This is a genomic window from Novosphingobium mangrovisedimenti (assembly GCF_025153475.1).
GTDB classification, from domain to species: Bacteria; Pseudomonadota; Alphaproteobacteria; order Sphingomonadales; family Sphingomonadaceae; genus Novosphingobium; species Novosphingobium mangrovi_A.
In genome coordinates, this window is sequence record NZ_JANZXA010000011.1 from 77,364 (window position 1) to 92,489 (window position 15,126).

Here is a 15,126-nt window from a genome sequence, read left to right on the forward strand (position 1 = left end):
CACCATAGCCGGTGGCGATGGACCTGGACCGTTTCCTGCCTTTGCTGATCGGACTGCTGCTGGGGGCCTGGACGCTCGTGGCGGCCTGGGCCGTGCTTTCGGCGCGCGCGCGGGAGAAGCGGACGGAAAACCAGCTGCGTTCGGCCCGGCGTCTCGCCCGCATGATCGAGGAATCGCCGGCGCTGCCGCTGCTGGTGCGCTCCGACGGTCGGATCGAGGCGAGCCCGCGTCTGGCGCAGTGGCTCGGGATCGATGCCGTGCCGCAATACCTCTCCGAACTCGACGGCGAAGGCCGTGGTCTGCCCAAGGACAAGCTGGACGAGCTGACCGAGGCGGTCCGGCGCTGCCAGAAGACGGCGGTGCCCTTTCGCATGGTGGTGACGCCCGAGGGCTCGACGCGCAGCCTGGCGCTGCGGGGGCATCTCGCCGACCCTCAGGTTTCCCCGGGCGGCGCCGCGCTGGTGTGGATATTCGATTTCAGCGACAGCGAGACCGAACTCAGCCGCCTGCGCGAGGAAGCGGCGCGGGCTCAGGGCGACTTCCATGCGCTGGTTTCGCTGATCGAGGCTGCGCCGATGCCGATGTGGTTCCGCCGTCCCGACGGTGAACTGCAACTGGTCAACTCCGCCTATGTCGCGGCCGTCGGTGCGGAAAGTGCCGAAAAGGTCGTCGCCGGCGGGGTGGAACTGATCGAGGCGGCAGACGGGGTGACGCCGGCGCAAGTGGCGCGGCAGGCCGTCGCGAAGGGCGCTCCGATCGAGCGAATCGTACAGACCACGATTGCCGGACAGCGCCGGGCGTTGCGCGTCAGCGACCTGCCGCTCGGCGAAGACGGTATTGCCGGCTACGCGGTGGACATCGAGGACATGGAGGAGATGTCCCGCTCGTTCCGCGCGTTCCGTGATGCCCAGCGGGCTATGCTGGACCAGCTTTCCGCCGGTGTCGCGCAGTTCGATGCGAAGAAGCGGCTCGCGTTCGCCAACCAGCCTTTCCAGCGCCTGTTCCGCCTTTCCGCGCGCAGCCTGAAGGACCCGCCGGCCTTCGAGCGCCTGCTCGATGCCGCGCGCGATGTCGGGCGCGTGCCCGAAGTGCGCGACTTTCCGGCGTGGCGCCGCGAAAAGGGAGCATGGTTCTCGACCGGAGACACCCACGAGGAAGCCTGGTCGCTGGCGGATGGCACGCACTTGCGCATCGTCGCGCAGCCCTTGCCCGATGGCGGACTGCTGCTGATCGTCGAGGATCGCACCGAGCAACTGCGGCTCTCGGCGATCCGCGACACCATGCTGCGCACCCGTACCGCGACGTTCGACAGCCTGTTCGAGTCGATTGCCGTCTTCGCGCCCGACGGGCGGATGCAGACCTGGAACCGGCGCTTCGCGGCCGACTGGGGCCTCGACAGCGAGTTTCTCGACACGCATCCGCATGTCGAAAGCCTGCTCAAGAAGATCGCCTCGCGCCTCAAGCGGCCGGTCGAGGCGGAGACTGTGGGCAATGTCGTGCGCGCCGCCACGCTCGACCGCACGCAGAAGGGTGGTCGGATCGCGCTGGCGGACGGCCGCATTCTCGAATTCGCGGGCGTGCCGCTGCCCGATGGCAACGGCCTGCTGGCAGTGCTCGACATCACCGCCTCGCAAAAGGCCGAGGACGCCCTGCGTGAAAGCAACGCGGCGCTGATCGAGGCCGACGCGATCAAGACCCGCTTCCTTGCCAACATGAGCTACGAGCTGCGCAATCCGCTCAATTCCATCGGTGGCTTTGCCGAGATGCTCGAGGCGGGGCTGGGCGGGGACCTTTCCGAATCCGGCAAGGACTACGTCGGCTCGATCCTCGAAGCCTCGGCACAGCTCGGCGAGCATATCGACAGCCTGCTCGACCTTTCGCAGAGCGAAGCGGGGATGCTTCCGCTCAAAAAGGAAGACATCGACGTGATGCCCTTCGTGCGCGGCGTCGTGGAAGAGCGCGCGGTACGGATCGGGAAGGCCGGACTGACGCTGGACCTGCAGGCGAACGGGCTGATCCGCACCTTGTCGGCAGACCGCCGGCGGCTCGCCCGCGCGATCGGCCACCTGGTCGACAACGCGATTGCCGCAAGCCCGCGCGGAAGCCGCATCCTCGTACAGGTGTCGCGGCGCAAGGCGGGAGATGCCGATCTGGTGCGGATACTCGTGCAGGATCAGGGCAAGGGCATGGATGGGCGGAGCCTTGCCCGCGCGCTCGAAGGGATGAAGGTGAGCGCCGACGGCAAGAGCGTCGAGCGCCGGCAGGGGCTGGGCCTGCCGCTGGCGCGCCAGTTGGTGGAAGCCCACGGCGGCACGCTCAAGCTGGTGTCGGAACCCGGCAAGGGCACCAGCGCGATCATCGAACTGCCGTGACGATCGACCTGCCAGACCTGGCGGCGATGGAGTGCCTCGGCCGGGACATCGCCGCGCGGCTGAGGCCCGGTGACGTGGTCGCGCTTTCCGGAGGTCTCGGCGCCGGCAAGACGACGCTGGCGCGCGCGATCATCGCCGGGCTCGGACACGAGGGCGAGGTGCCGTCCCCCAGCTTCGCGATCGTCGAGCTTTATGATCCGCCCGCGGTTCGCCTTCCGCTGGTCCATGCCGACTTCTATCGTCTGAACGATCCGCAGGAAGCCGGGGAGATCGGGCTGGACGACTATCGCGAGGGCGCTGCGCTGATCGCCGAATGGCCCGATCACGCCGGCGGGTTCGCGCACGAGCCGGGTTGCCTTTCGGTCACGCTCGAAGTTGCGGACGAGGGCAGGATCGCCATTGTCGAAGGCGGGGCCGATTGGCTAGGGCGATTGCCACGATGACGACTCCGCCCGATCTGCCCGCAGACCTCGATTCCTTTCTCGCAACGGCCGGCTGGGCCGGGGCCTTGATCGAGCCTTTGCCTGGCGACGCTTCGTTCCGCCGCTATTTCCGCATCCGCCGGGTGAATGGCGACACCGCCATGCTGATGGATGCCCCGCCGCCGAACGAGGACCCCGGTCCGTTCCTGCGCGCGGCGCGCTGGCTCGAGGCGAACGGCATGCGCGCGCCACGCATCCTCGCCGAAAAGGCGGACCGGGGGCTGGTGCTGCTCGAGGATTTCGGGACCGCGCGCATGCGCGACTACCTCGACGAGTGGCCGGCCGATGAACAGGCCGTCTATGCCGGCGCGGTCGATGCGCTGGTGAACCTGCACGGCCTGCCGCCCGGCCCTTTCCGCGACTATTCGATGAGCGAATATCAGCGCGAGGCACGGCTGTTCGTCGACTGGTACTGCCCCGCGCGCAACCTCTACGTGGATGCCCCCGGCTTCGTCGCGGCGTGGGAAGCGGCACTGGGTGACATGCTGCCGCGCCAGCGCCCCGGCGTTACGGTGCTGCGCGACTACCATGCCGAGAACATCATGCTGCTGGGTTCCCTGGAACGGCAGGGGCTGCTCGATTTCCAGGATGCGCTCGTCGGCCATCCCGCCTATGATCTGGTGTCGTTGCTGCAGGATGCCCGGCGCGATGTCTCGCCCAAACTGGAATTGAAGATGTTCGATCGCTACGTGCGCGCGTCCGGCGTTGACGCTGAACCTTTCCTGGCCGATTACGCACGCCTCGGTGCGCAGCGCAACACCAAGATCATCGGCATTTTCGTGCGGCTCTGGCGGCGCGACGGCAAGGCACGCTACCTCGACCTGATTCCGCGCGTCTGGGCGCTGCTGGAACGCGATCTCGCGCACCCCGCGCTGGCGCCGGTCGCAGCATGGTTCGATGCCAATATTCCCGCCGAACTGCGCGCGGCCAATGGGGGGCGCTTCGAGCTATGACCGGAAAACCGCTCGCGAGCGATACCGCGATGATCCTGGCCGCCGGGCTGGGCAAGCGCATGCGCCCGCTCACCGCGCATCAGCCCAAGCCGCTCGTACGCGTGGCTGGCAGGTCGCTGATCGACCACGCGCTCGACAAGCTGGAAGGAGCGGGAATCGACCATGCGGTGGTCAATGTGCACTATCTCGCGGATGCGCTGGAAGGGCACTTCAAGGCCCGCACAAGGGCGCCGCAGGTGGTCGTTTCGGACGAGCGCGAAAAGTTGCTGGAGACCGGCGGCGGGTTGGTCAAGGCGGCGCCGCTGCTGCCCGATCCGTTTTTCTGCCTCAACAGCGACAATATCTGGCTCGACGGGCCGAATGACGTGTTCAGCGAGCTTTCGCAGGCCTGGGACCCGGAGCGCATGGACGCCTTGCTTCTGCTTGTGCCTCATCCGCGCGCCATGAACTATCGCGGCGACGGCGATTTCCATCTCGATCCCGAGGGGCGCGTGACGCGCCGCAAGCGCGGGTATGTCGCGCCGTTCATCTACACCGGCATCCAGCTCGTTTCGCACCGTTTGCTGCGCGACGCGCCGGAAGGGCCGTTCTCCACGAACCTGCTGTGGACCCGCGCGATCGAGGAAGGCCGCCTCTACGGCATTTCGCATATGGGCCTGTGGTTCGAAGTGGGTGATCCGGGCGCGATCAAACCCACCGAGGAATGGTTGACCCGTGCCTGAACGGGCAGGGCCCAGGGTTTACTCGATTGCCGCCCATCGCGGTTTCGCGGATGCCCTCGTGGCGGGGCTGGCGCCGCGCTACGCCGAGCCGGAACTGGGCCTTGCCCGCCTGACGCTGCTGCTGCCGAGTCGTCGCACCGTGCGCACGGTGACGGAGGCCTTCGTGCGCCATTCCGGAGCCCATTCGAGCCAGGGCCTGCTGTTGCCGCGCATGGTCGTGGTGGGCGACCTCGATCTCGACGAGACGTTGGGCCCTCTGCTCGATCCGCTTGGCGCGGCGGATATTCCGCCCGCGGCCGATCAGACGCGCCGCTGGCTGCGCCTTGCCCACTACCTTCGCGAGGTCGAGGGCGACAAGGCGGGGAAGGGGGCGGGCCTGCTGCGCCGCGCATGGGAAATCGGGCGCAGCATGGATCGCCTGCTGGTCGAGGGGATCGCGCCGATCGATCTGATGTCCGAAAAGGTCATCGGCATCGTCGGTGATCTGGCCGGGCACTGGAGCGACAATACCCGCGCCTTCCTCATGGTGCAGCAATACTGGATCGCCGAACTGGCGGGGCGGGGCGAGATCGACGCGCCGGAACGCCGCAACCGCCTGTTCGAACACGCGGCCCGGCGCTGGCGCGAGGCGCCGCCGCCGCATCCCGTTGTCGCCGCGGGTGTGACCAGCGCATCGCCGGCACTGGCGCGATTGCTGCGCGTGGTGAGCGAACTGGAACGGGGCAGCGTGATCCTGCCCGATCTCGATCTCTCGCTTGCCGCCGATGTCTGGGACGAACTGGGCACCGCCGGCGCGCCCGCCGACAAGGACGACCCGCCCTTCGGCAGGCACGACGCGGTCACGCATCCGCAATACCATCTCAAGCTACTGCTGCACCGCATGGGCATCGCCCGCGAGGAGGTGCAGCCATGGCATCGGGCGGGATTGTCTGCTGCACCGTCGCTGCGCAGCAAAGTTATATCCAACCTGTTCCTGCCGCCGCGCGCTTCGGCGGCCTGGGCAGGGCTCAAGCCCGAGCACCGTCGCTTGTCCGGCGTGCGCCTGATGGAATGCGCGCATCCCGGCGAGGAAGCGCAGGCGATTGCCGTGCTGATCCGTCAGGCGCTGGAAGTGCCGGAACGGCGCGTTGCGCTCGTCACACCCGACCGGGGGCTGGCGGCACGGGTTGTCGCGCACTTGCAGCGCTGGGGTATCGAGGCCGACGATACGGCAGGCCGCCCCTTGCCGCAGACCGCGGCGGGACGCCTTCTCCTCCTGCTGGCCGAAGCGGTCGGCGAACAGGCCGCGCCGGTCCCGCTCGTCGCGCTGCTGGTTCACCCGCTGGCGGGCGGCGGGGAAGGGCGCGCGCAATGGCTGGAGAATGCCCGCAAGCTCGATCTTGCCTTGCGCGGCCCGCGTCCGGGTGCAGGTCTTGCGCCGCTTGCCGCCAGGGCCGAAGAACACAAGCTGGGCGAATGGTGGGAGCGTATCGAGAGCATCCTCTCGCCGCTGTTCACGCTGGGGGAGGCGGAGCCGCTGTCCGCAACGCTCGGTGTGCTTGCCGATGCTGCGGAGGCGCTGTGCGGCGAGGCGCTCTGGGCCGGGCCGGACGGCCGCGCGCTGGGCGCCTTCGTGGAGGACTTGCGCGAGGCCGCCGATGCCGCCGGAACCCTGCTCGATCCGCGCGACCTTCATGCCGTGCTGCGCGATGCGATGGACCGGGTCTCCGTTCGCCCGCCCTGGGGCGGACATCCGCGCGTTGCGATCTACGGTCTGCTCGAAGCGCGCATGAGCCGCGCCGACCTCGTCATTTGCGGGGGACTCGTCGAAGGTGTCTGGCCGGCCAGTCCGGCGCAGGATTCGCTGCTACCTCCGGCCGTGCTGCGCGCGCTCGGCGTGCCGGGGGCGGACTTTCGCATTGGTCTTGCCGCGCACGACCTCGCCGCGGCATTGGGTGCGCCCGAAGTCATGCTCAGCTGGGCGCAGCGCGACGAGGGCGGACCGGTAATCGCTTCGCGCTTCGTCCTGCGCGTGCGGGCCATGCTGGGCGATCAGGTGGCCCGGCACCACGAAACGGAAGCGCTGCAACTGGCGCGCAAGCTCGATGAGGCGCTCCCGGTCCCGTCGCATCCGCGCCCACAGCCGATGCCTTCGGCCGAGCAGCGCAAGGTCGACGTCTCGGTGACCGGGCTCGATCGTCTGCGGGGCGATCCCTACCAGTTCTACGCCAATGCGATCCTGCACCTGCGCGCGCTCGACGGACTCGATGCCGAACCGAGCGCTGCGTGGAAGGGTGAGGTCGCCCACCTTATCATGCAGCGCTGGCACGAAGCGGGCGAGCCGCCCGGCGGGCTTCACGCCATTGCGCAGCAAGTGCTCTCGCAAGAGAACGCGCACCCGCTCATGCGCGTGCTGTGGTGGCCGCGCCTCTCCGCCGCGCTGGAGACCTTCGAGCGGATGATCCTCGATGCCAAGGCAGACGGACGCGAGGTGCTCGGCGTCGAGCAGTGGGGCGACATGCGCTACCGCGACGTGCGCATCCACGGGCGCGCCGACCGCATCGACCGCAAGGCGAACGGCACGCTGGCCGTGGTCGACTACAAGACCGGGCAGCCACCTTCGGGCAAGCGCGTGGAGGAAGGCTTCGCGCTGCAACTCGGGCTCATCGGCCTGATCGCCGAAGCCGACGGCTTCAAGGGCATCGACGGCAAGGTATCCGGTTTCGAATACTGGTCGATGGCCAAGGCCAAGGATGGGACGATGGGTTACCAGTTCGAACCGGTGCGCGAAGGCCGCAAGAAGTCTGGAATCTCGCGCGGCGAATTCCTTTCGACCACCGAAGTCTACCTGAACGATGCGCTCGACCGCTGGATTCTGGGCACGGAGCCTTTCACGGCGCGGCTCAATCCGGAGCTGGGCAGCTATGCCGACTACGATCAGCTGATGCGGCTCGACGAATGGCTCACCTCGCTCGGCGATCCCGGTGAAGAGGACAGGGCATGAGCGGCGCGGCGACTGTCCATCCGCTTCATGGCAACCAGCGCCGTGCAGTCGATCCGGGCGAAACGGTCTGGCTTTCCGCGTCGGCAGGCACGGGCAAGACGCAGGTGCTGTCCTCGCGCGTGCTGCGGCTCTTGCTGCAGCCGGGGGTGGAGCCCTCGCAGATCCTGTGCCTGACCTTCACCAAGGCCGGCGCGACCGAAATGGCCGCGCGCATCAACGGAACGCTGGCAGAATGGGTGCGGCTCGGCGATCCTGACCTGTTCGCGCGTCTGGAAGCGATCGGCGCGCCGACCGATGCGGGCACGATGGCGCATGCCCGCACGCTGTTCGCCGCCGTGCTCGATTGCCCGGGGGGCGGCCTCAGGATCGACACCATCCATGCGTTCTCGCAATGGCTGCTGGCGACCTTTCCGCTGGAGGCGGACCTCATCCCCGGAAGCCGGCCGATGGAAGACCGCGAGCGCGTGCTGCTGGCGCGGCAGGTGCTGGCCGACCTGCTGGTCCACGCAGAGAGCGATCCCATGGGCGATCCGCAGTTGCTCAAGGCGGTGGAAGAGCTGTCGCTGCGCCACGGACCGGACGCGGTGGAGGGCTTTCTCCTGCGCTGTGCGTCCGCGCGCGCGGCCTGGATCGGGCCCGGAAGCTGGCAGGCAGGTGACATGCGCGCGAACGTGCTGCGCCTGCTCGGCCTGCCAGGCGATGCCGATGCGGACTGGCTGGCCGCCATGTGCGGCGACGGGGAATTCGACCTGCAGTCGCTCCACCGCTGCATGGAGATCAACCACGAGTGGGGCACCAAGACCGGCCTTGCCGCGGTCGATGCGATCAGCGAGTGGCTGTTGGGCGATGCTGCGCAGCGCGTCGAGGCGATCGATGCGCTCTCCGGCGTATTCCTGACCCAGAAGGGCGAACCGCGTTCGGGCACGTCGCAGGAAAAGATCGATCCCGCCTATCGCGATTACAGCACGCGCGTGGTCGAGTGTATTGGCCGTGTCCGCGCGGCGGCGTCGCTGCTGGCGCTGGCGGAACGGCTCGTCCCCGCGCTGCGCCTCGGACGGGCTTTCGCGCTGGCCTGGGACGAGGCCAAGCAGCGCGAGGGCCTGATCGACTTCGACGACCAGATCCGCCGCGCCGCCGACCTGCTGGGCAACAAGGCGCAGGCGAACTGGATCCGCTACAAGCTCGACCGTCGCTTCGACCACATCCTCGTCGACGAGGCACAGGACACCAATGCCGCGCAATGGGACATCATCTTCGCCATGGCCGAGGAGTTCTGGGCCGGGCTCGGCCAGCGCGGCGAAGTGATGCGCACGCTCTTCGTGGTGGGCGATTACAAGCAGGCGATCTTCCGTTTCCAGGGCACCAGCCCCGAGAATTTCCGCCGGGCGGCGGATCGCGTGCGGCGCGAGATGCTGCAGGCCGCGGAAAACGTGGAAATGCTGCGCAGCAACCAACGCGCGCGGCGCCTGATCGAGCTGGGTCTCGACCGCAGCTTCCGCACCGCGCAGGACGTGCTCGATTTCGTCGACCGGGCGATTGCCGGGATCGGCCATGAAAACTTCGGCCTCGACGAAGCGCCGGAACGCCACGAAGGGCAGGACCGTCCCGGCTACGTGGCCCTGTGGCAGCCGATCGGCGGCGCTGCGGAGGAAGACGAGGAGGTCGAGGAGCAGGAGGAGGGCACCGGCCAGACCTGGCTCTCGCGCCCTGACCGCCGGATGGCCGACAACATTGCGCAGCAGGTCAGGACCTGGCTCGACCCGCTGGGGGATGGGTTCTCGCTGGTCAAGGGCAGGCCGCGCCGCGCGGATGCGGGCGACATCATGGTGCTGGTACGCCAGCGCAAGGAGCTGGCCGGGCTGATCGTGGCGCGGCTCCATGCCGCGGGCGTGCCGGTGGCGGGTGTCGACCGTCTGCGTCTGGGCGCACCGCTGGCCGTAAAGGACCTTGTCGCTGCCCTGCGCTTCGCGGTGCAGCCGCTCGACGATCTCAATCTTGCCAGCCTGCTCGTGTCCCCGCTCGTGGGCTGGAGCCAGGAGCAATTGCTGCAACATGGCTATCGCAGCAAGCACACGCGCTTGTGGGAACACCTGCGCCGTTCGCGCGAGCCGGATGTTGCGGCAGTGCTGCAGCAACTGGGCGATCTGCTGGCGCTTGCAGACTACGAACCGCCGCAGGATCTGCTGCACTGGCTGCTGGTCGGGCCGTGGCAGGGGCGGCGCAGGTTCGTGGCGCGGCTCGGGACGGAGGCGAATGACCCGATCGACGAGCTGATCAATGCCGCAAAAGCCTATGTCGCGACCGACACGCCAAGTCTTGCCGGCTTCCTTGCCTGGTTCGATGCCGGCGATGGCGAGCTGAAGCGCGAGGCGGATAATGCCGCGGGTCTTGTGCGCGTGATGACCGTGCACGGGTCTAAAGGTCTGCAGGCGCCGATCGTCATTCTGGCCGATGCCACGGGCAATCCCGAAAGTGCCCGGGAACGGGGCATCGATCTGCCCGATCCCGCCAACGGGGCACGGGCTATCCCTCTGCCGCCGCTTTCCAGGGAAGAGAAGCAGGGGCGCATCGCGGAACGTATCGAAGCCAACCGGCAGGCCGACGAGGAAGAACACTGGCGGCTGCTCTACGTGGCGATGACGCGGGCCGAGGAATCGCTGTTCGTCGGCGGTGCGCTGGGTGCGCGGGACAGGGAAGGGCCACCGCCAAAGAGCTGGTACGCCCGCCTGCGCGCGTTGTTCCCGCCCGAGGCGGAAATCGCGGACCCGATCTGGGGCGCGCGTTGCGAGCATGGCAATGCGCCGCGCCCGATTCCCGTCGAGGCCGCCGCCCCCGAACTGCCGCTCCGCGAACCGCTGCCGACGTGGCTGGAGCGTGCGCCGCCGGCCGAGCCGCGCCCGCCGCGCCCGCTGGCGCCTTCGGCGCTGGGCGAGGAAGATGCGCCCGATCCCCCGTTCCCGCCCGGTGCGGGGCGCGCGGCGGCGCGGCGCGGGACGCTGGTGCACCGTCTGCTCGAACGCCTGCCCGAAGTGGCGGGCGACGACCGCGTGGCGGCGGGACGCGACTGGCTGGAACGCCATGCGGCCGACCTGCCAGCCCCCGAGCGCGATGCCATGCTCGACACGGCGCTGCGCGTGTTGGCGCATCCTGATTGGGGTGATCTCTTCGCGCCGGGCAGTCTGGCGGAAGTTCCCGTTGCCGCCGTGGTCGGCGGGCAGGTGGTGGCGGGCACGATCGACCGCCTGGTGGTCGCACCGGACAGGGTGCGCCTTGTCGACTACAAGACCGCGCGCCGCCCGCCCGAATCGCTCGAACAGGTGCCGCGCGGCGTTCTGCGGCAGATGGCGGCCTATGCCGCCGCGCTGGAAACGACATTTCCGGGCCGTACGGTCGAGGTCGCGCTGCTCTATACCGCCGCGCCGCGCCTGATCGCGGTTCCGGCCGATGTTCTGTCCGCGCACAAGCCCGACTTGGCGCCCGGCGAGTAATGCTATCGCGTTCGCCCGTTGCACCTGCCCGTTTCATCTCTAGATTACGCGTAACCCAGATCCGAGGAGTCTTTCACATGTCCACTATCGCCGTCACCGATTCCAGCTTCGAGGATGACGTTCTCAAGGCCGACAAGCCCGTCCTCGTGGACTTCTGGGCGGACTGGTGTGGTCCGTGCAAGATGATCGGCCCGGCTCTGGAGGAAATCTCCGAGGAACTGGCCGACAAGGTCACCATCGCCAAGATGGACATCATGGCCAATACCGACACGCCCATGCAGTTCGGCGTGAAGTCGATCCCCTACCTCGTGCTGTTCAAGAACGGCGAGAAGGTGGCCGACAAACTCGGTGCCGCACCCAAGAGCGCGCTCAAGGGATGGATCGAAGGCGCTCTCTGATCGTCCAGCGATGATCGCCTGACGGCACACAGTCGTCAGACCGAAAAACCCCTTCCGCAACATGCGGGAGGGGTTTTGTTTTTTTCAACAAATAGTTGCATTTTAACGTGGGGTGTCCGGATATTCTCTGGACACGCTTGGCGTTTCTATTGTTTGCGTCAGCGCCATTGCTTCCATAGGATATTACAAAATTTTAATGCTTCGGGTCGTGTCTTATGCGGTGGTTGCGCAATCTTGCCGGGGGGAAGAGGTGGCTGAACGATCGTCACTCGGGAACGATCATCGATTTTGCGGACTGGCAATATTTCGCGATCCCCAAGGTAGCATGCTCCAGCATCATGGCCGCGCTGGTCGGCGTGATCGGCGTCGAATTTCCCGAGGACGAATGGGCGCCTGAACTGTTCCAGACCCACAAGTGGGACCATCTCTATGATCGCAGGCACCGGGTGATCACCAAGCGCGCTGCGCTGGCTCTGGCCGACCGCTGGCGCTTTGCCTTCGTGCGCAATCCCTTCGACCGGCTCGTTTCGTGCTATTCGGAAAAGATCCGGCCCGACGGTGATAGCGAGAACTTCGTCAACGGCATCAGCAAGGTGCTGGAACCGTTCGGGGTCTTCCATGCGGAGATGAGCTTCGAGGAGTTTGCGCTGGCCGCCATAGCCATCCCCGACATCGATGCGGACCCGCACTGGCGCTCGCAATATACCTTCCTGATCGACGGCAGGGGACGCATGGCGGTCGATTTCATCGGGCGTTTCGAGCGGTTGTCCGAAGATTTCGAGATCGTCCGCAAGCGGATCGGGTCCGACGTGTCGTTACCGCATCTCCTGAAGAGCGAGCGGTCGTCTTGTCGGGACTATTATTCGAGCGACCTGACGGAGCGCGTCCGGCAGCGTTACGAGCGCGACTTGTCGACGTTCGACTACGGATTCTGAGGCCGGACCAACGCTTTCAGCCCAGTGCCACCAGTCGTTCCGCCAGTTCCTCGAACAGGGCTTTCGACGACGCGCCGATCATCCCGCGCCGTTCGAACTCGTCGACACGGTAGGGCGAGCCATCGAGCCGCGCGCAGAAACCGCCCGCTTCGTTGAGGAACAGCGCGCCCGCCGCGTGGTCCCAGGGCAGGGTACGTTCGAACATGGAGACGTCGTTGGTTCCCAGAACCAGGCGCGGGTATTGCTCAGCAGCGCAGCGCGGTATGTCGACGAGGCGGTAGTACGGGGCGATGTGCCGGCGGATCTGTTCGCGCCGGGCCTCTTCGATGAAGATCAGCGAAATTGCCGCGACGGGCAGTGTCTCGCCGCTTGGCATCGCGGTCACGCGCTCGCCATCGATCCAGGCGCCGGTGCCGATGCCGGCATGACAGAAGCGGCCGGTCAGGCAATCGAGAATCCAGCCTCCCAGCGTTTCGCCCTTGTCGGCCAGCGCCACGAGAACGCCGAACGGCGGCTTGCCGGCTGCGAAGTTGTTGGTGCCGTCGAGCGGATCGACGATCCAACACAGCCGGTCCCTGAGCCACTCCATCGCCGCCGGGTCCGCGTGAACGCCCTCTTCGCCGACGACCGCCGCCTCGGGGAGAAGGGCGGAGAGCCGTTCGGCCAGCAGCGCCTCGCTATCCTTGTCTGCCACGGTCACCACGTCATCGGGCGCCTTGGCATCGATTTGCGCGGCCGAGAGCGACTGGTAGCGCGGCAGGATCGCACGCTCGCTCGCCTCGCGCATGATCGCTTCGACGGCGCGGGTGAGCGCGGGCGTAATCATGTCAGCGGGATCATGACCTGTTCCGCGAAGCCGGGCCGTTCCCTGATGCGCGCGTACCAGTCGGCAATGGCGGAAAACGCGGGCTTGTCGAAGGGCAGGCTGAACCACGTGTAGGCATAGACGCCCATCGGGATGTCGCCGATGCCGAACTGGCCGCCCGACAGCCAGGGCTTTTCGCCAAGGTAGCGTTCCATCACGGCAAGGTGACTGGCACAGGCGGCAATGCCCTGTTCGATGGCGGCCATGTCCCACTGCTCGCGCGGGGTACGGGCGAAGTTCAGGAACGGCACACGCTGGGCATCTGCATAGGTGATCTGCCAGTCCATCCAGCGGTCGGCAAGCGCGCGGTCGATGGGATCGGCGGGAAACCAGCGCTCGCCGCCGTATTCGGCCGCCATGTAACGCAAGATCGCGTTCGATTCCCAGAGCACGATTTTGCCGTCCTCGATCGTCGGGATCAGGCGGTTGGGGTTCTTGGCGAGATAATCCCCGGTATAACCGAACTGGCCACCGATGTCGTGGCGCTGCCAATCGAGGCCGAGTTCCACCGCGAACCAGGCCACTTTCTTGACGTTGTGGGAGTTCGGTCGTCCCCAGAGGGTGAAGAAGGGCTTGGTCATCGGCCGGGCCTCTTAGCTGCGGTAATCCGCATTGATCGAGATGTAGCCATGGGTGAGGTCGCAGGTCCAGACGGTGGCACTGCCCTCGCCGAGGCCGAGATCGACCTCGATGGTCACGTCATGGCCCTTGAGGTGCGCGGCTACCGGGGCCTCGTCGTAGTCTGCCAGCGGCAGGCCCTCGCGCGCGGCCCACACGCCGCCGAACCCGATCGAGAGCTTGTCGCGGTCCGCCGGTTCGCCCGCCTTGCCCACGGCCATGACGACGCGGCCCCAGTTGGCGTCCTCGCCCGCGATGGCGGTCTTCACCAGCGGCGAGTTGGCGATGGCCATGCCGACCTTGCGGGCACTCTCGTCGGAGACCGCGCCGGTGACAGTAACGGCAATGAACTTCTGCGCCCCTTCGCCGTCGCGTACGACGAGATGGGCGAGCTGACGGCATACGTCGTGGATCGCGGCGGCAAAGGCATCGGCGCCGGGGCTGCCGAACGAGGCGAGGGGGACGTTGCCGGCCTTGCCCGTCGCGAAAGCGAGCACGGTGTCGCTGGTCGAGGTGTCCGAGTCGACCGTGATGCAGGAGAACGTGCGGACATTGGCGGCCGAGAGGCATTCCTGCAGGAACGCGGGCTCCACGGCCGCGTCGGTGAACAGGTAGCCCAGCATCGTCGCCATGTCCGGCGCGATCATGCCCGACCCCTTGATGATCGCGCTGATGGTGACCTTGGTGTCGTCCACCATCGCGGTTGCCGTCGCGCCCTTCGCGAAAGTGTCGGTGGTGGCGATGGTGTTGGCGGCGTCTTCCCACGAGCAGGGCTCGGCGGTCAGCGCCTTGTCCACGCCTTCGCGGGCCTTGTCCTTGGGCAGCGGCACGCCGATCACCCCGGTCGAGGAGACGAAGACCTGTTCCTTGGGACAGCCGAGGTAATCGGCCACCTGAGCCATGATCTGCTCGACCGCCTCGCGCCCGCGATAGCCGGTGAAGGCGTTGGAATTGCCAGCGTTGACCACCAGCGCGCGGGCCTGCCCCTGCTTCACGTTCTCGCGACCGATCTCGACCTCGCTCGAACAGCACAGGTTACGAGTGAACACGCCGGCGACCACGGTGCCCGGTTCGAGCGTGACATAAGTCAGGTCGCAGCGCCCCCAGTCCTTGTAACCCGCGCGCACCACGTGCGGGACAACGCCGGCGATCTGCGGCATGGCGGGGAAGGGCTTGGCGAGAGGGGAGACAGGATGGTCCATGCGTTCAGCGCCTAGCGCTTCGATGTGACAGGTCAAGCGTCAGGTATGGGGATGGAATCACCGGAAGGCCTACATGCCCGGTGGACTAATCGATTTGCGCCTCCTATC

General features: G+C 67.2%; 11 protein-coding genes. 8 read left to right on the top strand and 3 right to left on the bottom strand.

Annotated features, from left to right (window positions below):
- The first annotated feature begins 17 nt into the window (after positions 1-17).
- The 8 genes from NZK81_RS15745 (at position 18) to NZK81_RS15780 (ending at position 12,333) form a co-directional block, all read left to right on the top strand.
- Complete coding sequence (locus NZK81_RS15745; protein ID WP_260047028.1) at positions 18-2,372, top strand: PAS domain-containing sensor histidine kinase; 2,355 nt, start codon at positions 18-20, stop codon at positions 2,370-2,372.
- The gene (gene tsaE, locus NZK81_RS15750) at positions 2,369-2,815 is read left to right on the top strand and encodes a tRNA (adenosine(37)-N6)-threonylcarbamoyltransferase complex ATPase subunit type 1 TsaE (protein WP_260047029.1); all 447 of its coding nucleotides are present in this window, start codon (positions 2,369-2,371) and stop codon (positions 2,813-2,815) included. Before NZK81_RS15745 ends, tsaE begins: the two co-directional genes overlap by 4 nt.
- The gene (locus NZK81_RS15755; RefSeq protein ID WP_260047030.1) at positions 2,812-3,807 is read left to right on the top strand and encodes an aminoglycoside phosphotransferase family protein; all 996 of its coding nucleotides are present in this window, start codon (positions 2,812-2,814) and stop codon (positions 3,805-3,807) included. Before tsaE ends, NZK81_RS15755 begins: the two co-directional genes overlap by 4 nt.
- Positions 3,804-4,529 (top strand): nucleotidyltransferase family protein, encoded by a 726-nt coding sequence (locus NZK81_RS15760; RefSeq protein WP_260047031.1) that lies wholly within the window; start codon positions 3,804-3,806, stop codon positions 4,527-4,529. Before NZK81_RS15755 ends, NZK81_RS15760 begins: the two co-directional genes overlap by 4 nt.
- Positions 4,522-7,512 carry a PD-(D/E)XK nuclease family protein gene (locus NZK81_RS15765; RefSeq protein WP_260047032.1) on the top strand — a complete coding sequence of 997 codons (2,991 nt, stop codon included), beginning with the start codon at positions 4,522-4,524 and terminating at the stop codon, positions 7,510-7,512. Before NZK81_RS15760 ends, NZK81_RS15765 begins: the two co-directional genes overlap by 8 nt.
- Entirely contained in the window at positions 7,509-11,000 is a 3,492-nt protein-coding gene (gene addA, locus NZK81_RS15770) for a double-strand break repair helicase AddA (RefSeq protein WP_260047033.1), read from the top strand. The genes NZK81_RS15765 and addA overlap by 4 nt, the downstream gene beginning before the upstream one ends.
- Before the next feature lie 77 nt (positions 11,001-11,077).
- Positions 11,078-11,398 (top strand): thioredoxin, encoded by a 321-nt coding sequence (gene trxA, locus NZK81_RS15775; protein ID WP_260047034.1) that lies wholly within the window; start codon positions 11,078-11,080, stop codon positions 11,396-11,398.
- A 215-nt stretch (positions 11,399-11,613) separates the two neighbouring features.
- Entirely contained in the window at positions 11,614-12,333 is a 720-nt protein-coding gene (locus NZK81_RS15780; protein ID WP_260047035.1) for a sulfotransferase family 2 domain-containing protein, read from the top strand.
- Positions 12,334-12,349: 16 nt separating this feature from the next.
- On the opposite strand, the gene NZK81_RS15785 is transcribed toward NZK81_RS15780, so the two are convergent.
- The 3 genes from NZK81_RS15785 to argJ are packed head-to-tail and all read right to left on the bottom strand — an operon-like array spanning position 12,350 to position 15,018.
- Positions 12,350-13,159: an inositol monophosphatase family protein gene (locus NZK81_RS15785; RefSeq protein WP_260047036.1), complete on the bottom strand. Its 810-nt coding sequence runs from the start codon at positions 13,157-13,159 to the stop codon at positions 12,350-12,352.
- Complete coding sequence (locus NZK81_RS15790) at positions 13,156-13,779, bottom strand: glutathione S-transferase family protein (RefSeq protein ID WP_260047037.1); 624 nt, start codon at positions 13,777-13,779, stop codon at positions 13,156-13,158. The genes NZK81_RS15785 and NZK81_RS15790 overlap by 4 nt, the downstream gene beginning before the upstream one ends.
- A gap of 12 nt (positions 13,780-13,791) precedes the next feature.
- Complete coding sequence (argJ, locus tag NZK81_RS15795; protein ID WP_260047038.1) at positions 13,792-15,018, bottom strand: bifunctional glutamate N-acetyltransferase/amino-acid acetyltransferase ArgJ; 1,227 nt, start codon at positions 15,016-15,018, stop codon at positions 13,792-13,794.
- Between the last annotated feature and the right edge of the window lie 108 nt (positions 15,019-15,126).